This is a genomic window from Pantoea sp. 18059 (genome assembly GCF_902706165.1).
Classification (GTDB): domain Bacteria; phylum Pseudomonadota; class Gammaproteobacteria; order Enterobacterales; family Enterobacteriaceae; genus Pantoea; species Pantoea agglomerans.
In genome coordinates this window covers 360,250-377,175 of record NZ_CACSJS010000002.1, presented here as the reverse complement: position 1 = coordinate 377,175, position 16,926 = coordinate 360,250, and the positions used below count along the sequence as shown (strand labels likewise).

Sequence of the window (16,926 nt, the reverse complement as noted above, 5' to 3'; positions counted from 1 at the left end):
TATTATGTCTCTAAGCGTAGAAGCTAAAGCAGAGATCGTTGCTAAATATGGCCGTGGTGCTAACGACAGCGGTTCAACTGAAGTTCAGGTTGCCCTGTTGACCGCGCAGATTACCCATCTGCAGGGTCACTTCTCTGAGCACAAAAAAGACCACCACAGCCGCCGCGGTCTGCTGCGCATGGTATCTCAGCGTCGTAAGCTGCTGGACTACCTGAAGCGTAAAGACGTTGCACGCTACAGCAGCCTGATCGAAAGTCTCGGTCTGCGTCGCTAAGTCTGAAGAATCTGATCGTCGGGGCATTATGCGGGCTTTTGCACTCTGTGCAGCTTACGATCAGATTTGTGCGAGTTTCGTGAAGAGGGGGCCTTTATGGCCCCTTTTTTCGAGCAATCGGCAGCAATCCGGACCAAACTGATGTATTGTTGCTTAGTGTGATCTTTAGTTTGCAGAATTTCGCGCGGCTAATGAGAGGCTTTACCGCAGGGGCGGTCGAGGGTTGTCATTAGTCGCGAGGATGCAACTGAAGATTGGTAATCAATGGCGGGCTACAGATAGCCATGCCCCGAAGTTAAGGACTTTGATTTTGCTGAATCCGATCGTACGCAAATTCCAATATGGTCAACATACCGTCACGCTGGAAACCGGCATGATGGCTCGCCAGGCGACAGCCGCTGTTATGGTGAGCATGGACGATACTGCAGTATTCGTCACTGTAGTAGGTCAGAAAAAATCTAAACCAGGTCAGGATTTCTTCCCACTGACCGTGAACTATCAGGAGCGTACTTACGCTGCTGGTCGTATCCCAGGCAGCTTCTTCCGTCGTGAAGGCCGTCCAAGCGAAGGCGAAACCCTGATTTCGCGTCTGATTGACCGCCCGATTCGTCCGCTGTTCCCGGAAGGTTTTGTTAACGAAGTTCAGGTTATCGCCACTGTTGTCTCTGTGAACCCACAGGTTCACCCGGACATCGTTGCCATGATCGGTGCTTCTGCTGCACTGGCGCTTTCTGGTCTGCCGTTCAATGGCCCAATTGGTTCTGCGCGTGTTGGTTACATCAACGATCAATATGTCCTGAACCCAACCGCAGATGAGCTGAAACAGTCCCGTCTGGATCTGGTGGTTGCCGGTACGCAGAATGCCGTTCTGATGGTTGAATCTGAAGCTGAGATCCTGTCAGAAGAGCAGATGCTGGGCGCCGTGGTCTTTGGTCACGACCAGCAGCAGATCGTTATCGAAAACATTAATGCTCTGGTTGCTGAAGCGGGCAAACCACGCTGGGACTGGCAGCCAGAAGCGGCCAATACCGCACTGATTTCTCGCGTTGCTGCCCTGGCAGAAGCGCGCATCAGCGATGCTTACCGCATCACTGACAAGCAGGAGCGTTACACCCAGGTTGGCGTCATTAAAGACGAAACCATCGCTGCGCTGCTGGCTGAAGATGAAACGCTGGATGGTTCAGAAATCGGCGACATCGTGCATAGCCTTGAAAAAACCGTCGTTCGTACTCGCATCCTGAATGGCGAGCCACGCATCGATGGTCGTGAAAAAGATATGATCCGTGGTCTGGACGTGCGTACTGGCGTATTGCCACGTACACACGGTTCATCGCTGTTCACCCGTGGTGAGACGCAGGCACTGGTTACTGCAACGCTGGGTACGACCCGTGATGCGCAGAACCTTGATGAGCTGATGGGCGAACGTACCGACAGCTTCCTGTTCCATTACAACTTCCCTCCATACTCTGTCGGCGAAACCGGCATGGTAGGTTCGCCGAAGCGTCGTGAGATTGGTCACGGTCGTCTGGCGAAGCGCGGCGTGTTAGCGGTAATGCCTAAAGCGGAAGATTTCCCTTACACCATTCGTGTTGTTTCTGAAATCACCGAATCTAACGGCTCTTCTTCAATGGCCTCTGTCTGTGGTGCCTCACTGGCGCTGATGGATGCAGGTGTGCCAATCAAAGCCGCCGTTGCCGGTATCGCAATGGGTCTGGTGAAAGAAGATGAGAAGTTTGTTGTTCTGTCTGACATCCTGGGCGATGAAGATCACCTGGGCGACATGGACTTCAAAGTAGCCGGTAGCCGTGAAGGTATCACCGCGCTGCAGATGGACATCAAAATCGAAGGCATCACGCGTGAAATCATGCAGGAAGCGCTGAACCAGGCCCGTGGTGCACGTCTGCACATTCTGGGCGTTATGGAACAGGCTATCAGCACACCGCGTACTGAGATTTCTGAATTCGCACCACGCATTTACACCATCAAAATCAGCTCTGACAAGATCAAAGATGTGATCGGTAAAGGCGGCTCAGTGATTCGTGCACTGACCGAAGAGACCGGCACAACGATTGAAATTGAAGATGACGGCACCGTGAAAATCGCTGCGACCGATGGTCTGAAAGCGAAAGAAGCGATTCGTCGTATCGAAGAGATTACCGCAGAGATCGAAGTGGGCCGCGTTTACAGTGGTAAAGTGACCCGTATCGTTGACTTCGGCGCCTTTGTTGCAATCGGCGGCGGTAAAGAAGGTCTGGTTCACATTTCACAAATCGCTGATAAGCGCGTTGAGAAAGTGACCGACTATCTGCAGATGGGTCAGGAAGTACCGGTTAAGGTGATGGAAGTTGATCGCCAGGGCCGTGTACGTCTGAGCATCAAAGAAGCGACAGAATCTAAGCCGCAGGCTGAAGAAGCTGTCGCGGTGACCACGCCTGACGCTGCTGAATAAGTCATTGCTGATTTGCCCCTCTCTGCCTGGCGGAGAGGGGCGTTTGTATCATCGCGAGGGCGGGAATCCTTGTGCACAGCAGGCGGATGACAGGATGGTTATCCCAATGTTTGTATTCGGGAGTGGGAAATGAAGCCTTTTCTGCGCTGGTGTTTTGTTGCGACAGCTTTGACGCTGGCAGGATGCAGCAACTCCAATTGGCGTAAGAACGAAGTTCTTGCAGTGCCTTTACAGCCCACACTGCAGCAGGAAGTGATACTGGCGCGCATGGAACAAATTCTTGCCAGTCGCGCTCTCACCGATGATGAACGCGCACAGCTGTTATATGAGCGCGGAGTGTTGTATGATAGTTTAGGTCTGCGGGCATTAGCGCGGAACGATTTTTCGCAAGCGCTGTCTATAAGACCAGATATGCCCGAAGTGTTTAACTACTTAGGCATATATTTAACGCAGGCGGGCAACTTTGATGCCGCCTATGAAGCGTTTGATTCTGTACTTGAGCTTGATCCAACTTACAACTATGCGCATTTAAACCGTGGTATCGCCCTCTATTACGGCGGTCGATACAAGTTAGCGCAAGATGATCTGCTGGCGTTTTATCAAGACGATCCTAACGATCCTTTCCGCAGTTTGTGGCTCTATCTCGTTGAACGTGAGATGGATGTCGACAAGGCAAAAGTCGCGCTTCAACAGCGTCACGACAAAGCGGTCAGAGATCAATGGGGATGGAATATTGTCGAGTTCTACCTTGGAGATATCAACGAGAAAACGTTGATGGAAAGTCTCAAGGCGGACGCAACGGATAACACCTCGCTCGCTGAACATCTCAGTGAAACCAACTTCTATTTAGGTAAGTACTACCTAAGTCTGGGGGAGAAGGACGACGCGAAAGCGTTGTTCAAACTGGCGGTGGCCAACAACGTCAATAACTTTGTTGAACACCGATACGCATTGTTGGAACTGGCGCAACTCGGCCAGGCACAAGACGATTTATCAGAATCTGACCAGCAATAGCTGACGAACTTAATTTGCCTGTAAAACCTGTTAAGTCATCATCTTAAAGGATGAAGGCTTTTCTGTTCGTCAAAACTTTTAATTTGAGCCGGTTCACACTTTTTGATGAAAATGACTGAAAGTTTTCACGACGAGTTATGTAGACTGGCCGCCGCAATCTAAGAGGCACGTGTACTACATGACTGATATTCAAACCACTTTTGCTGACCTTGGCCTGAACGCCGACATCCTTGAATCACTGAATGGCATGGGCTACGTAAAGCCATCCCCAATCCAGGCTGAGTGTATTCCTCACCTGCTGGCGGGCCGTGACGTGTTAGGCATGGCGCAGACCGGGAGTGGTAAAACCGCGGCGTTCTCTCTGCCGCTGTTACATAACATTGATCCTACTGTTAAAGCGCCACAAATCCTGGTGCTGGCACCTACCCGCGAACTGGCGGTACAGGTTGCTGAAGCAGTTACCGAATTCTCTAAACACATGCGTGGCCTGAACGTGGTTGCCCTTTACGGCGGCCAGCGTTATGACGTGCAGCTGCGCGCACTGCGTCAGGGACCACAGGTTGTTGTGGGTACGCCTGGCCGTCTGCTTGATCACCTGAAACGCGGCACGTTAGACCTTTCTAACCTGCGTGGCCTGGTGCTGGATGAAGCAGACGAAATGCTGCGCATGGGCTTCATCGAAGACGTTGAAACCATCATGGCGCAAATTCCAGCCGATCATCAGACCGCGCTGTTCTCTGCAACCATGCCGGAAGCGATTCGTCGTATCACCAAACGCTTCATGAAAGATCCACAGGAAGTGCGTATTCAGTCAAGCCTGACCACGCGTCCTGATATCAGCCAGAGCTACTGGACCGCTTACGGTCGTAAAACAGACGCACTGGTTCGCTTCCTGGAAGCAGAAGACTTTGATGCTGCCATCATCTTCGTGCGTACCAAAAACGCAACCATGGAAGTAGCAGAAGCGCTGGAACGTAGTGGCTATAACAGCGCCGCGCTGAACGGTGACATGAACCAGGCTCTGCGTGAGCAGACGCTTGAGCGCCTGAAAGATGGTCGTCTCGACATTCTGATTGCAACTGACGTTGCGGCCCGTGGCCTGGACGTTGAACGCATCAGCCTGGTTGTTAACTACGACATCCCGATGGACTCAGAATCTTACGTTCACCGTATCGGCCGTACCGGTCGTGCTGGTCGTGCTGGCCGTGCGCTGCTGTTCGTTGAGAACCGCGAACGCCGTCTGCTGCGTAACATCGAACGTACCATGAAGCTGACCATTCCTGAGGTAGAACTGCCTAACGCAGAACTGCTGGGTGAGCGTCGTCTGGCTAAGTTTGCTGCTAAAGTTCAGCAGCAGCTGGAAAGCAGCGATCTGGATCAGTACCGTGCTCTGCTGGCTAAAATGCAGCCAGAAGACGAAATGGATCTGGAAACACTGGCAGCCGCACTGCTGAAGATGGCACAGGGCGAACGTCCTCTGATTCTGCCACCAGAAGCACCGCGTCCGGCACGTCGCGAATACCGCGATCGTGACGAGCGTGATGGCCGTCGTGACAGCCGTGAAGCGCGTGGCGATTCTCGTGCTCCGCGTGAAAACCGCGAAAGCCGTGATGGCGATCGTCCACGTCGCGAACGTCGTGACGTTGGCGAAATGCAGCTGTACCGCATCGAAGTAGGCCGCGATGATGGTGTTGAAGTTCGTCACATCGTTGGCGCTATCGCTAACGAAGGCGACATCAGCAGCCGTTACATCGGTAACATCAAGCTGTTCGGTACCCACTCGACTATCGAGCTGCCGAAAGGCATGCCAGGCGATGTGCTGCAGCACTTTACCCGTACCCGTATTCTGAACAAGCCGATGAATATGCAGTTACTGGGTGATGCACAGCCGAACGAAGGCCGTGGTGACCGTCGTCCAGCTGGTGCTGGCGGTGAGCGTCGCAGCGGTCCAGGTGCAGGCGGTCCGGGCGCAGCTAACCGTGAAGGTGGTCGTCGCTTCTCTTCTGAACGCCGTGAAGGTGGTCGTGAAGGCGGCGGACGTACTTTCAACCGTGAAGGTAGCCGTGGTCCACGTCGTGAAGAGGGCGCAGCCGCCGCTCCACGTCGTCGTGATGCATAACGACTTAGCGTCGTAACAAAAAGGGAAGCCAATGGCTTCCCTTTTTTTATGCCTGTCAGGCACCGCCGCTGATCATCACGCGCTCGCCGCTGACCCAGGCGGACTCTTCAGAGGCCAGAAACAGCGCAACCTGCGCCACATCTTCCGGCAGACCAAAGCGTCCCAGCGGCGTGGCTGCCAGCAGTTGCGCTTTGAGCTGTGGGCTCATCCTCTTCGCGGCCAGTAATCCCTCCGTCAGAATCATGCCTGGTGCCAGGGCGTTAACCCGGATGTTCTTTGCGCCCAGCTCGCGCGCCAGTCCCTGGGTCAGGGTATCCACTGCGCCTTTGGTTGCCGCCCAGAGCACGGAACCTGGCGTGCTGTTTTTACTGTTCAGGGCGCTGAGATTAATAATGCTGCCGCCGTGCGCCGGGAAGTGATGAATCGCCTGCTGACAGACCATCAGCGTACCCAGCAGGTTAACGTTAATCTGCTGCTGCATCTCCTCCAGCGTCAGCGCCGCAAACTCGCCGTGATGAAAGCTGCCCGCATTGTTCACCACAATGTCGGGCGCGCCGAAGCACTCTGCGGTGGTGGCGAAGAGCCGTTCCACATCCCGCAGGAGAGAGATATCTGCCTGTACCGCCACGGCTTCACTGCCCAGGTTGACGATATCGCTGACCACGTCAGCCGCTCCCACTTCATCCTGACGATAATTGACCACGACGCGGGCGCCAGCCGCGGCAAAAGCGATGGCAATCGCCGCACCAATGCCTTTTGAGGCGCCTGTTACCAGCGCGATTTTATTCTGCAGTGCCTTCATTATGTTGTTCTCCGCCGTAATGATTGCGTCGAAAGACTATGCGCGCTGGTGCCGAAAAGCGGGTAGTGCAATCCTGCAAGCTTCTTGCACGATCCTGCAAAAGTAACGCAGCGGGCCAGGTATTCCGCTCAGCGTCAGGTAATATCAGCACAGATAGCGGGAGGGGAGAACACAGTGACAGAGAGTGAGAAGTGGCAGGGGCTGGCGCAGTTAATTGCCCGTCATGCTCCGGAGGATGGGCGGCATTCAAGCGCCATAGATTGTCTGTTTTTTGGGCGGGTTTCAGCACCGACTGAGCCAATGCACTTTGCTCAATGGGCCAGTTTTGCCCTGGTGGCACAGGGCGGTAAGGCGCTGCATATCGGTGATGAGGTGCTGCACTATGGTCCGGGCGATCTGCTGCTGGTGACGCTGGATATGCCGGTGCGCGCCTGCGTCACCGTCGCCACGCCGGAAAAGCCCAATCTGGGGATTGGTATCGCCATCAATGAATCCCGGCTGATGCGCTACCTCGAACAGTTTCCCCCGACGCTGCCGCTGGTGACACCAGACAGTGAACGCGGCGTTACCGTGCATAAGGTCTCACCTTTGCTGGTGGATGCGGTTATCCGGCTAATACGCCTGCTTGACCACCCTGAGGACATTGAGGCGCTGGCCCCGCTCATTGAGCAGGAGATTTTCTACCGGCTGCTGACCGGGCCGGAAGGTTCGCGCATCCTGAATATGGCGCTGGCTGAGCGGCCGGGCAACCGCGTCGCGCAGGCTGCCCGCTGGCTGCGGGAAAACTTTCATCAGCCGCTGAAGATCGATCGGCTCGCCAGCAGTGTCGGCATGAGTATCTCTTCGCTGCATCATCACTTCAAAGCCGTGACGGCCATGACGCCGATGCAATACCAGAAACAACTGCGGCTGAATGAGGCGCGACGTTTGATGATGGTAGAAAAGCTGGATGCCGGTACGGCAGGTTATCGGGTGGGGTATCAGAGCGCGTCACAGTTCAGCCGGGAGTATCGCCGCCTGTATGGGCAATCTCCGGCCAGGGATAGTCGTCAGCTGGCGGTGAGCCCGGACAGATTGCGCCCACCGCAGAACTGATTACAGGCTGTTAGCCGCTTCCATCGCAATGGCGAAGGAGCGCAGGCGCGCTTCGGAATCAAAAATCTGGCCATTGATCATAATTTCATCCGCCTGGGTTTCACGCATCAGCGAGGCGAGCCCATGACGCACTTTGTCCGTATCGCCGACCAGCGACATGCTGAGCGCTTGCTGTACACCATACTGTTCTGATGGCGACCAGAGATTATCCATGTTTTCAACCGGTGCCGGTAACGGGCCCGGTTTGCCGCGGCGCAGGTTAATAAACTGCTGCTGCTGCGAGGTAAACAGGAAGCGCGCATCACGCTCACTGTCTGCGGCGATCACGTTAATGCAGACCATGGCATAAGGCTTGTCGAGACGCGCCGATGGCTGGAAGTTCTCACGGTAAACGTGCAGCGCCTGGAACAGCTGGTCAGGGGCAAAATGGGAGGCAAACGCAAACGGCAGGCCCATTTTCGCTGAAAGCTGTGCGCTGTAGAGACTGGAGCCGAGCAGCCAGACCGGGATCTGCAGGCCCAGACCGGGTACAGGCTGCACTGGCGGCTGTGCATCCGGTTCGGCATCGAACCAGCTAATCAGTTCAGCCACATCCTCGGGAAACGTGTCGATGTGCATGTTGGCCTGATGACGGCGCAGAGCCATCATGGTGCGCTGGTCAGAACCTGGCGCGCGACCTAAGCCGAGATCGATACGGCCAGGATAGAGAGAGGCCAGCGTACCAAACTGCTCGGCGATCACCAGCGGCGCATGGTTAGGCAACATAATGCCGCCGGAGCCCAGCTTCAGAGTCTCGGTATTCGCCGCCAGATAGCCAATCAGCACGGAGGTGGCTGCGCTGGCAATACCCGTCATGTTGTGATGTTCAGCCAGCCAGTAGCGTTGATAGCCCAGTTTTTCAGCCTGACGCGCCAGCGCCAGCGAATTATGGAACGCATCCCGAGCGGTCGCGCCCTGTGGAATCGGCGCGAGATCCAGCACGGACAGGCGAAGAGGTTTTTTATCAGACATGACTACTCCCGTTGTATGGCGCAGGCGTTAAGTTAAAGCCAGCACCATTTAGTATTACGCATCATTCCTTATATTAAAACTGCTAACCTCAGCAGGAATATAGCCGGTATGTGCTTTTATTCAGGATGCCAGCGTCATGCCCGCCAGTTTGCGCCAGTAACCGTTACAATCACTGCCTTTCGCGACCATTAGCGGAGCCTGGCCGTTTTCATTGGCGCGGAAACGGTCGATCTCTGCCAGCGTCGTCACATCCTGCGGCGAGAGCCGTATGCAATCGACCTGGCCGCGCATACCGGCCAGATCGTTACCCAGGTTATAGCAGTAGCCGCTCATGGTCTGAATGCCATTGAGGACGAACACCTGCTGCCCCTCCTGGGAGTTGACGCGCCGGCCTGTCGGATAGTTGATACAGCAGGTTTCGCAATCATCTTTCGCGCGGTTTTCCGAGCGGGCGGTGAAGCAGCGCGCTGAGAGCGCCAGCGGCAGATGACCGTAGCCCAGCACCTCCACCTCAAACTGCTGCCGGATACCCCGCGTCTCGCACTGCTCCAGCAGCTGTAGCAGCCAGTCACGTGACATCTCCACCGGCATACACCAGCGCGTCATGCCCTCTTTGACCAGCAGCTGCAGCGTGTCGGCGTTATAAACATTGAGCGTCGGACCCGCGACAAAGGGCAGATGACGCTCAGCGGCCATGTTTACCGTGCCGATATCATTGGCTTCAATCAGGAACTCACCGTTCTCTACGTAACGCTGCAGCTCTTTCAGCTCAGAGGGCGATTGCAGCAGCGCCAGCGTGCTCAGCACCACCTGTTTGCCGCTGGCCGCGAGTTCACGGGCCAGCGCCATCCAGCGGGCATAGGGCGTGGCGCGACGTTTACTGCACACCGCTTCGCCAAGGTAGATAATATCCGCGCTACTGCGGGCAGCCTGCTGGTAAAAATCTTCCAGCGTATCGGTCGGCCAGTACCAGAGCACCGGCCCAAGGGCATATTGCATCATGACTCCTTATTGCCATTCACGGTGATAAGCACCCAGCGTGGTTTGCGAACCTTCTGAGAGATCGCCCAGCGTCTGCATCCACTGTGGTGCAACTTCAAACTGTTCCGGCTGCGCCTTGCAGCGATCAATTGCCTGACGCCAGACGCGCGCCACGTCAGCGACATAGGCAGGGCTGCGCTGACGGCCTTCGATTTTCACCGAGGCGATGCCTGCCCGCAGCAGTTCCGGCAGCAGTTCCAGCGTGTTCAGACTGGTGGGCTCCTCCAGCACGTGATAACGCTTGTCGTTAACCATATACCGTCCTTTGCAAAGTGTCGGATAACCCGCGCTTTCGTCCGGGGCGTAGCGATCGATCAACACTTCATTAAGACGTGACTCCATGCCCTGCGGCGTCTGCTGCCAGCGCACAAACTTCGCCGGAGAGCAGGCACCGGCGCTGTTAGGTGATTCACCGGTCAGCCAGGAAGAGAGGTAGCAGCGACCTTCCGCCATGATGCACAGGCTGCCAAAGGCGAACACCTCCAGCGGCACCGGCGTGCTGCGCGCCAGCTGTTTAACCTGGTGAATCGACAGCACGCGCGGCAACACCACACGCTGCAGATTGAAGTGGCGATGGTAAAAGCGAATCGCCTCCAGATTGGTTGCCGAAGCCTGTACAGAAAGATGACGTTCAACCTGGGGATAGCGCGTCGCGGCATACTCCAGCGTGGCGATATCCGCCAGGATCAGCGCGTCGGCTCCGTTTTGCGCCGCCACATCAATCGCCCGCTGCCAGCGGCCCATGCCATCCGGATGGGCAAAGGTGTTGATCGCGACATGCAGTTTGCGGCGATGCTGATGAAGATAACGCGCGGCTTCAGCCAGTTTCTTATCGGTGAAATTCAGACCCGCAAAATGACGGGCATTGGTGTCATCTTTCAGCCCCACATACACCGCATCAGCGCCATTCTCTACAGCGGTGCGCACTGCGGGTAAGTTTCCTGCCGGGCAGAGCAGTTCCATAGATATTCCTCTCAACATGCAGATGGGCGTCGAGTCTAGGCATCTGGTCCGGGCAGCGTGTTGATTTGGGGCAGTGAAATTCAAATTCATCCGCCCGGCGGCGCTTTTTTTACCTGCATGGCAGCGGTTTTTATTGATCTCAGAGGAGGCGCGCAGAAAAGGATATGGCAATATACGTAAAATTTTCTGAAGGGAGTGACGAAAGTGTTAGAGCGGATACATGCCCATTGTGTGAAAAACGGTCCTAAAATCTTAGGGTTACCCGCTGCGTTCACCCCATTCCCGGTCAAAAAGTTGCTTCTGCAACAACTCTTAAACTGGCAATTTCGTCATGCTTTGGCTGAAGGTGAGTTAGACTTTCTGGATGGTCGCCTGCTGGGTATTGAAATTGCCGATCTCAATCTGCAATGGATAACCACGCTGCAGGACGGCCGACTGGCGGTATTGCAACAGTCCGAAGCGGATGTCTGGTTTCGGGGCAATGCCAATGATCTGTTGCTGGTGGCAGCACGTAAAGCAGATCCCGACATGCTGTTCTTTCAACGCCGGCTGGTGATTGAAGGTGACACTGAACTGGGACTTGAGGTGAAGAACGTAATGGATGCTATTGAACCCGAGGCTATGCCCACCGCGTTACGCACGGCAATTGAGCAGATGGCGGCATTTGTCGACGCCGGCATGAAACAGGACGCGAAGGCCGCACAGGCGCGCGCAGGTGCTGCATGTTGATTCGTAGTGAAATTGGCGTGGATGCCGCAGGCATCGACGCGCTGCTCAGACGCTGCTTCAGTACCTCAGCAGAGGCGGAACTGACTCAGGCGCTGCGTGAAGATGGCTTGCTGACCTTAGGCGTGGTCGCGACGGATGACGAGGGACAGGTGCTGGGTTATGCCGCATTCAGTCCGGTCAGCGTTCAGGGTGAAGATCGCGGCTGGGTTGGGCTGGCACCGCTGGCCGTCGATGAGACGCTGCGCGGTCAGGGAATTGCCAGCAAGCTGATCTATGAGGGGCTGGATACGCTCAATGAATTTGGCTACAGCGCGGTAGTGGTGCTGGGCGATCCGGCGCTGTTCAACCGTTTTGGTTTTGAACCGGCGGCACGCCACGGCCTGCGCAGCCGCTGGCCGGGCACAGAGGCAACGTTCCAGGTCTACCGTCTGGCTGATAATGCGTATGACGGGGCGGAAGGGCAGATCGACTACGCCGAACCCTTTAATCGCCAGCCGTAATACCCAGCCAGCTCTCCAGACAGCCGGGCTGGCCCGCCACCAGCAGTAATTTCTGCTGGCGGGTCAGTTGCTTGACCTGATACTCCAGCCTGGAGGCGCTGGCGCGATCGCCCGCGTCACAGTGAAACACCAGGTCCAGCGGCCCTTTGCCGCGCAGCGCGCGGGCGCCGCGTCCGCTCTGGTGCTGAGCGACCCGACGCACCACATCCGTGGTAATACCGGTGTACAGGCTCCCTTTCGCCGTACGGACGATGTAGAGTTGCCACTGCTGACTCATCGCAATCATTTCCCAAAAAAAGGTGCCGGGCAGTGTAGCGCGCTTCACTCTCCGGTGCACCGCCAGGAGTTTATCTTGTCCGATCACGCCCATCTGGTTCGCTATCTGAGAAAGCAGCATGTGCTTTCACTCTGCTGTACCGCCGACGATCAACTGTGGTGCGCTAACTGCTACTACGTCTTTGACGAGACGCGCATGGCCTTCTGGATCATGACGGAACCCGATACCCGCCACGGTGAGTTAATGCTGCAGAATCCGCAGGTTGCGGGCACCGTCAATGGCCAGCCCAGAAGTGTGCTGCTGATTAAAGGCGTGCAGTATCGTGGCCGGGTCAAACGGCTGGAAGAGTCAACAGAGCAGATCGCCAGAGCCGCTTACCAGAAACGTTTTCCGGTCTCACGCAAAGTGTCGGCACCGCTGTGGGAGATTGTGCTGGATGAAGTGAAGATGACGGATAATGCGCTGGGATTCGGCAAGAAAATTGCCTGGCAGCGGGAGAAATAGAAACGCCCTTTTCAGCAGAAAAGGGCGTCGCGGCTTACAGCGCTTCGAGGATCCGCAGGGATTCACGATTAAAGGCCGGTAAATCGGCCGGGGTGCGGCTGGTGACCAGCTTATCGTCGTCTACTACCACTTCCTTATCATGGAAGTCGGCACCGGCATTGATCAGGTCAATGGCGACGGCTTTAACGGTAGTCATCTTGCGACCGCGCACGCCGTTAGCGCTAATCAGCAGCTGTGGCCCGTGGCAGATGGCAAAGATTGGCTTGCCGCTGGCGACAAACTCTTTGGTAAAAGCAACAAAACGATCGTCGCCGCGCAGGGCATCGGGCGAGTGACCGCCAGGCAGGAGCAGAGCGTCAAATTCAGCCGGGCTGACGTCATCAATGCTGCGATCGATGGTCACTTCCGCTTCGCCTTTCTTGCCTTTAACGACATTACCGGCTTGTTTCTCAATGGTAACCACCTCAAAACCAGCACGTTTGTAAACTTCCGCAGGTGAGGTAAATTCTGAGTCTTCAAATTCATCGGTAATTAAAACCGCCACTTTCTTGCTCATTTTTTTCCTCCTTCAGCATGTGGAGCGCGAGACGCGCTTTCCGGATAACGCTATAAGCCTGGTCGCTGAGAGTGAGAACGCAAGCCAGCCCGTTAAGATCAGCTATCTTTTAACCAGTCAGCAGTGAAATAAGGATGAATCTGAGATGAATCGCGTATTACTGACCGGTGCCACCGGCTTAGTCGGGTCGCATCTGCTGCGCTTACTGATTGAGGATCCACGCGTCGATGAGATCATCGCGCCAACCCGTCGGCCACTACCCGCCATGGACAAGGTGGTGAATCCGGTTGAGGCCGATCTCACCGATGTACTCGGGCCGCTGCAAAGCTCGCTTGACACAGTGTTCTGCTGCCTGGGCACCACGCGTAAGCAGGCGGGCAGTAAACAGGCCTTTATCCACGTTGATTACACCCTGGTGGTGGACAGCGGGTTAAGCGGATTACGTCTGGGGGCGAAGCAGATGCTGGTGGTCAGTGCGCACGGGGCCAGTCGTCACTCGCCGTTTTTGTACAATCGCGTCAAAGGCGAAATGGAGAATGCGCTGCGCCATCAGGGCTGGCCGCGCCTGACGCTGGTGCGGCCTTCATTGCTGCTAGGGGATCGCGCGCAAAAGCGCCGGGGCGAAAGCCTGGCGGGACCGCTGTTTTCGCTGCTGCCGGGCAACTGGCGGGCGGTCAGCGCGCACGACGTGGCACGCTGTCTGCACCAGCAGGCTTTTACGCCGGGGAGTGAGAGCGTCAATATCATTGAGTCTGGCGAAATCCCGCGCCACTCAGCGTAACTGCCAGATAATCTGATTACGGCTGCCGCGCCATTGCAGCGTGGCATCCTTCTCCTCTTCGACAAAACGGCCATCGATCAGCACGTCGAGATAGATCAGCACAGCGCGCTGCGCCGCATTCAGCTCCTGCATCCGGTAACCGGTCCAGAGCCAGATATCTTTACCGGGACACGCCTGCCGCACCCGTTTCACCAGACGGCGAATGTGCGGCACGTTATGCGGATGCAGCGGATCGCCACCGCTCAGCGACAATCCCTGGCGTGGAATGCGGGTGTCCTGCAAATCCGCCAACAGTTGCTCCTCCATCTCAAGCGTAAAGGGCACGCCGGAGTCGAGCCGCCAGGTGCTCTGGTTATAGCAGCCGCGGCACTGATGTTCGCAACCGGCGACAAACAGCGTGCAGCGGGTACCGGGGCCATTAACGATATCCACATCATAGTAGCGATGGATGTGCATCATCCCAGCGGTCCTTCAGACAGATGCTTCACCCGACGCTGCACTTCCTGCTGTTTACCGGCATTAAAGGGCCGCGCATCCGGGCTGCCCAGATAGCCGCAGACCCGCCGGGTAACGGAGACGCGCGCCGGATCGTGGTTGCCGCAATTCGGACAGGTGAAGCCGCGGCTGGTACAGGTGAACTCGCCGTTGAAGCCGCACTCGTAACACTCATCAATCGGGGTATTGGTGCCGTAATAGGGCACGCGGTCGTAGCTGTAATCCCAGACATCCTCCAGCGCCTTGAGGTTGTGCTGCACATTCGGGTATTCGCCGTAACAGATGAATCCGCCATTCGCCAGCGGCGGATAGGGCGCTTCAAAGTCGATTTTGTCGTAAGGATTGACCTTCTTCTCAACGTCAAGATGGAAGCTGTTGGTGTAGTAGCCCTTGTCGGTAACGCCTGGCACCAGACCAAACTGCGCCGCATCAAGACGGCAGAAACGGTCGCAAAGATTCTCGCTTGGCGTGCTGTAAAGGCTGAACCCATAGCCTGTTTCTGCTTTCCAGCGCTCGGTGGCATCTCGCATGTAAGCAATGATCTCTACCCCTTTGGCGCGCAGGGCCGCGTCATCGTAAGGATGCTGATGACCGCCGCTGAGCGCATTCAGGGTTTCATGCAGGCCGATATAGCCCAGCGACAGCGACGCGCGGCCATTACGGAAAATAGGACCGACTTCATCATCCGCATTCAGCCGAACGCCACAGGCGCCTTCCATATAGAGGATGGGCGCCACGCGCGCTTTGGTCTTCTCCAGCCGCGCCACCCGCGTCATCAGCGCCCGCTTAGCCAGCAGCAGTCGCGCATCGAGCAGCGTCCAGAAGCGCGCTTCATCCCCGCCCGCTTCCAGTGCGATGCGCGGCAGGTTCAGGCTGATTACCCCGATATTGTTGCGGCCCTCATGAATCTGCTCGCCGTTCTCTTCATAAACGCCAAGGAAACTACGGCAGCCCATTGGGGTTTTAAACGAGCCGGTGACTTTAACCACCTGATCGTAATTGAGGATGTCGGGATACATCCGCTTGCTGGCGCACTCCAGCGCCAGTTGTTTGATATCGTAATTAACGTCGCCCGCCCGGCGGTTGACGCCTTCGCGAATGCTGAACACCAGTTTAGGGAACACCGCCGTCTTGCGATTTTTACCCAGTCCGGCCAGCCGGTTAAGCAGAATCGACTGCTGAATCAGCCGGGCCGCCCAGTCCGTCCCCAGACCAAAACCAAAGGTGACAAACGGCGTCTGGCCGTTGGCGGTGTGCAGGGTATTCACCTCATACTCCAGCGACTGAAAGGCGTCGTAGCACTCTTTCTCCGTACGCTGGCGCGCATACTGCTCGGCCTGCGGGATCTGCCACTGCTCAGCAATCGCCAGATGCCGGGCATAGCTCTGCTCAACAAACGGGGCCAGCACTTCATCAATACGGTTAATGGTGGTGCCGCCGTAAATATGGCTGGCGACCTGCGCGATGATCTGCGCGGTCACGGCGGTGGCGGTGGCGATCGATTTAGGCGGCTCGATTTCAGCATTGCCCATTTTGAAACCGTTGGTCAGCATGCCTTTCAGATCGATCAGCATGCAGTTGAACATCGGGAAGAAAGGGGAGTAGTCGAGATCGTGATAGTGGATCTCGCCGCGCTCGTGCGCCAGCACCACATCGCGCGGCAGGATCTGCTGCTGTGCGTAGTGTTTTGCCACGATCCCGGCCAGCAGATCGCGCTGAGTCGGGATCACTTTGCTGTCTTTGTTGGCATTCTCGTTCAGCAGCGCCGCATTGGTCTGATCGACCAGTCCGCGAATGGCGTGATGTAACTGGCTCTGACGATCGCGGGCGACGTCGCGATCGTGGCGGTATTCAATGTAGGCGCGGGCCAGTTGAGGGTAAGGACCCGCCATCAGCGTCTCTTCTACTGCACACTGAATTTCACGTATATCCACTTCCGGACGATCAGCCAGCCGCAATGCCACGCGCTCAGCGACCTGCGCGCACCAGGCCGCGTCTTCTACTTCGGCTGCCCGTGCCGCCGCCGCCACGGCCTGCTCAATACGCTGCGCATCAAAGCCTGTCCGGCATCCATCACGCTTGATTACCACCGTCGCCATTTCTCTCTCCATAAACTACATATAGGGGTTGGAAGGATTCTATTCGCTACATGTAGTGATTGCTGAGAATTATTGCGATCAGATTTGACCTGAAACAAGGAAGCCTCAACCCGCTGGAAAACTCTGGCTGATGTAAAAAATCGGGTGCTGGTTCAGGTTTCCTGCAGGATTCACTGGCGGATTGGCGTGCAGCAACTTTAATCAACGTTCTGCCCTG

18 protein-coding genes are annotated in these 16,926 nt (G+C 56.2%); 10 read left to right on the top strand and 8 right to left on the bottom strand.

The genetic code is table 11. From position 1 onward, the window contains the following. The first annotated feature begins 4 nt into the window (after positions 1 to 4). From rpsO to GVJ63_RS08490, 5 genes are all read left to right on the top strand, one after another. Positions 5 to 274, top strand: coding sequence for a 30S ribosomal protein S15 (gene rpsO, locus GVJ63_RS08510; protein WP_003851063.1), 270 nt, complete (start codon positions 5 to 7; stop codon positions 272 to 274). Positions 275 to 584: 310 nt separating this feature from the next. Beyond that, the gene (gene pnp, locus GVJ63_RS08505; protein WP_010251767.1) at positions 585 to 2,723 is read left to right on the top strand and encodes a polyribonucleotide nucleotidyltransferase; all 2,139 of its coding nucleotides are present in this window, start codon (positions 585 to 587) and stop codon (positions 2,721 to 2,723) included. 129 nt (positions 2,724 to 2,852) lie between these two features. Beyond that, entirely contained in the window at positions 2,853 to 3,737 is an 885-nt protein-coding gene (gene nlpI, locus GVJ63_RS08500; RefSeq protein WP_010251765.1) for a lipoprotein NlpI, read from the top strand. Positions 3,738 to 3,842: 105 nt separating this feature from the next. Further along, positions 3,843 to 3,899, top strand: coding sequence for a protein YrbN (gene yrbN, locus GVJ63_RS22540; RefSeq protein WP_098053093.1), 57 nt, complete (start codon positions 3,843 to 3,845; stop codon positions 3,897 to 3,899). A 16-nt stretch (positions 3,900 to 3,915) separates the two neighbouring features. Continuing rightward, on the top strand, positions 3,916 to 5,856 hold the full coding sequence (locus GVJ63_RS08490; RefSeq protein WP_010251762.1) for a DEAD/DEAH family ATP-dependent RNA helicase: 1,941 nt from the start codon (positions 3,916 to 3,918) through the stop codon (positions 5,854 to 5,856). Between the two features lie 55 nt (positions 5,857 to 5,911). Here the strand turns inward: GVJ63_RS08490 and GVJ63_RS08485 are convergent, their stop codons facing one another. Further along, positions 5,912 to 6,658, bottom strand: a complete 747-nt coding sequence (locus tag GVJ63_RS08485) for an SDR family NAD(P)-dependent oxidoreductase (protein WP_010671804.1) — start codon at positions 6,656 to 6,658, stop codon at positions 5,912 to 5,914. Positions 6,659 to 6,832: 174 nt separating this feature from the next. On the opposite strand from GVJ63_RS08485, the gene GVJ63_RS08480 reads away from it, so the two are divergent. Beyond that, entirely contained in the window at positions 6,833 to 7,753 is a 921-nt protein-coding gene (locus GVJ63_RS08480) for an AraC family transcriptional regulator (protein WP_159226715.1), read from the top strand. On the opposite strand, the gene GVJ63_RS08475 is transcribed toward GVJ63_RS08480, so the two are convergent. The 3 genes from GVJ63_RS08475 to GVJ63_RS08465 form a co-directional block, all read right to left on the bottom strand. Next, complete coding sequence (locus GVJ63_RS08475) at positions 7,754 to 8,764, bottom strand: luciferase-like monooxygenase (RefSeq protein ID WP_159226714.1); 1,011 nt, start codon at positions 8,762 to 8,764, stop codon at positions 7,754 to 7,756. It lies immediately after the preceding gene. Between the two features lie 120 nt (positions 8,765 to 8,884). Then, the gene (locus GVJ63_RS08470; RefSeq protein WP_010251753.1) at positions 8,885 to 9,763 is read right to left on the bottom strand and encodes a U32 family peptidase; all 879 of its coding nucleotides are present in this window, start codon (positions 9,761 to 9,763) and stop codon (positions 8,885 to 8,887) included. A 9-nt stretch (positions 9,764 to 9,772) separates the two neighbouring features. Beyond that, positions 9,773 to 10,768, bottom strand: coding sequence for a peptidase U32 family protein (locus GVJ63_RS08465; protein WP_010251751.1), 996 nt, complete (start codon positions 10,766 to 10,768; stop codon positions 9,773 to 9,775). Between the two features lie 204 nt (positions 10,769 to 10,972). On the opposite strand from GVJ63_RS08465, the gene GVJ63_RS08460 reads away from it, so the two are divergent. Together GVJ63_RS08460 and GVJ63_RS08455 are read left to right on the top strand one after the other, a co-directional pair. Further along, a complete protein-coding gene (locus GVJ63_RS08460) occupies positions 10,973 to 11,497 on the top strand; it encodes an SCP2 domain-containing protein (protein ID WP_010251750.1) in 525 nt (174 codons plus the stop codon). Further along, the gene (locus GVJ63_RS08455; RefSeq protein ID WP_010251747.1) at positions 11,491 to 11,997 is read left to right on the top strand and encodes a GNAT family N-acetyltransferase; all 507 of its coding nucleotides are present in this window, start codon (positions 11,491 to 11,493) and stop codon (positions 11,995 to 11,997) included. The genes GVJ63_RS08460 and GVJ63_RS08455 overlap by 7 nt, the downstream gene beginning before the upstream one ends. Here GVJ63_RS08455 and GVJ63_RS08450 read toward each other — a convergent pair. Further along, the gene (locus GVJ63_RS08450) at positions 11,981 to 12,274 is read right to left on the bottom strand and encodes a GIY-YIG nuclease family protein (protein WP_031292823.1); all 294 of its coding nucleotides are present in this window, start codon (positions 12,272 to 12,274) and stop codon (positions 11,981 to 11,983) included. The genes GVJ63_RS08455 and GVJ63_RS08450 overlap by 17 nt on opposite strands. A 75-nt stretch (positions 12,275 to 12,349) precedes the next feature. Here GVJ63_RS08450 and GVJ63_RS08445 point away from each other — a divergent pair, with 75 nt between their 5' ends. Beyond that, positions 12,350 to 12,778, top strand: coding sequence for a YhbP family protein (locus tag GVJ63_RS08445; protein ID WP_159226713.1), 429 nt, complete (start codon positions 12,350 to 12,352; stop codon positions 12,776 to 12,778). Positions 12,779 to 12,812: 34 nt separating this feature from the next. Here GVJ63_RS08445 and GVJ63_RS08440 read toward each other — a convergent pair whose 3' ends face one another. Then, positions 12,813 to 13,334 (bottom strand): type 1 glutamine amidotransferase domain-containing protein, encoded by a 522-nt coding sequence (locus tag GVJ63_RS08440; protein WP_010251739.1) that lies wholly within the window; start codon positions 13,332 to 13,334, stop codon positions 12,813 to 12,815. 145 nt (positions 13,335 to 13,479) lie between these two features. Here GVJ63_RS08440 and GVJ63_RS08435 point away from each other — a divergent pair, with 145 nt between their 5' ends. After that, entirely contained in the window at positions 13,480 to 14,115 is a 636-nt protein-coding gene (locus GVJ63_RS08435) for an NAD(P)H-binding protein (protein ID WP_062759372.1), read from the top strand. On the opposite strand, the gene nrdG is transcribed toward GVJ63_RS08435, so the two are convergent. Beyond that, positions 14,107 to 14,574 carry an anaerobic ribonucleoside-triphosphate reductase-activating protein gene (gene nrdG / locus GVJ63_RS08430; RefSeq protein ID WP_159226712.1) on the bottom strand — a complete coding sequence of 156 codons (468 nt, stop codon included), beginning with the start codon at positions 14,572 to 14,574 and terminating at the stop codon, positions 14,107 to 14,109. The two genes, GVJ63_RS08435 and nrdG, sit on opposite strands and share 9 nt — an antisense overlap. Further along, positions 14,571 to 16,709, bottom strand: coding sequence for an anaerobic ribonucleoside-triphosphate reductase (nrdD, locus tag GVJ63_RS08425; RefSeq protein WP_124889634.1), 2,139 nt, complete (start codon positions 16,707 to 16,709; stop codon positions 14,571 to 14,573). The genes nrdG and nrdD overlap by 4 nt, the downstream gene beginning before the upstream one ends. Positions 16,710 to 16,926: the final 217 nt, after the last annotated feature.

Coding starts and splice junctions, on each gene's coding strand:
- nlpI (WP_010251765.1), top strand. CDS start 2,853: ATGAAGCCTTTTCTGCGCTGGTGTTTTGTTGCGACAGCTTTGACGCTG.
- GVJ63_RS08455 (WP_010251747.1), top strand. CDS start 11,491: ATGTTGATTCGTAGTGAAATTGGCGTGGATGCCGCAGGCATCGACGCG.
- GVJ63_RS08465 (WP_010251751.1), bottom strand. CDS start 10,768: ATGGAACTGCTCTGCCCGGCAGGAAACTTACCCGCAGTGCGCACCGCT.
- GVJ63_RS08435 (WP_062759372.1), top strand. CDS start 13,480: ATGAATCGCGTATTACTGACCGGTGCCACCGGCTTAGTCGGGTCGCAT.
- GVJ63_RS08475 (WP_159226714.1), bottom strand. CDS start 8,764: ATGTCTGATAAAAAACCTCTTCGCCTGTCCGTGCTGGATCTCGCGCCG.
- GVJ63_RS08440 (WP_010251739.1), bottom strand. CDS start 13,334: ATGAGCAAGAAAGTGGCGGTTTTAATTACCGATGAATTTGAAGACTCA.
- nrdG (WP_159226712.1), bottom strand. CDS start 14,574: ATGATGCACATCCATCGCTACTATGATGTGGATATCGTTAATGGCCCC.
- GVJ63_RS08485 (WP_010671804.1), bottom strand. CDS start 6,658: ATGAAGGCACTGCAGAATAAAATCGCGCTGGTAACAGGCGCCTCAAAA.
- nrdD (WP_124889634.1), bottom strand. CDS start 16,709: ATGGCGACGGTGGTAATCAAGCGTGATGGATGCCGGACAGGCTTTGAT.
- GVJ63_RS08490 (WP_010251762.1), top strand. CDS start 3,916: ATGACTGATATTCAAACCACTTTTGCTGACCTTGGCCTGAACGCCGAC.
- GVJ63_RS08470 (WP_010251753.1), bottom strand. CDS start 9,763: ATGCAATATGCCCTTGGGCCGGTGCTCTGGTACTGGCCGACCGATACG.
- GVJ63_RS08450 (WP_031292823.1), bottom strand. CDS start 12,274: ATGAGTCAGCAGTGGCAACTCTACATCGTCCGTACGGCGAAAGGGAGC.
- rpsO (WP_003851063.1), top strand. CDS start 5: ATGTCTCTAAGCGTAGAAGCTAAAGCAGAGATCGTTGCTAAATATGGC.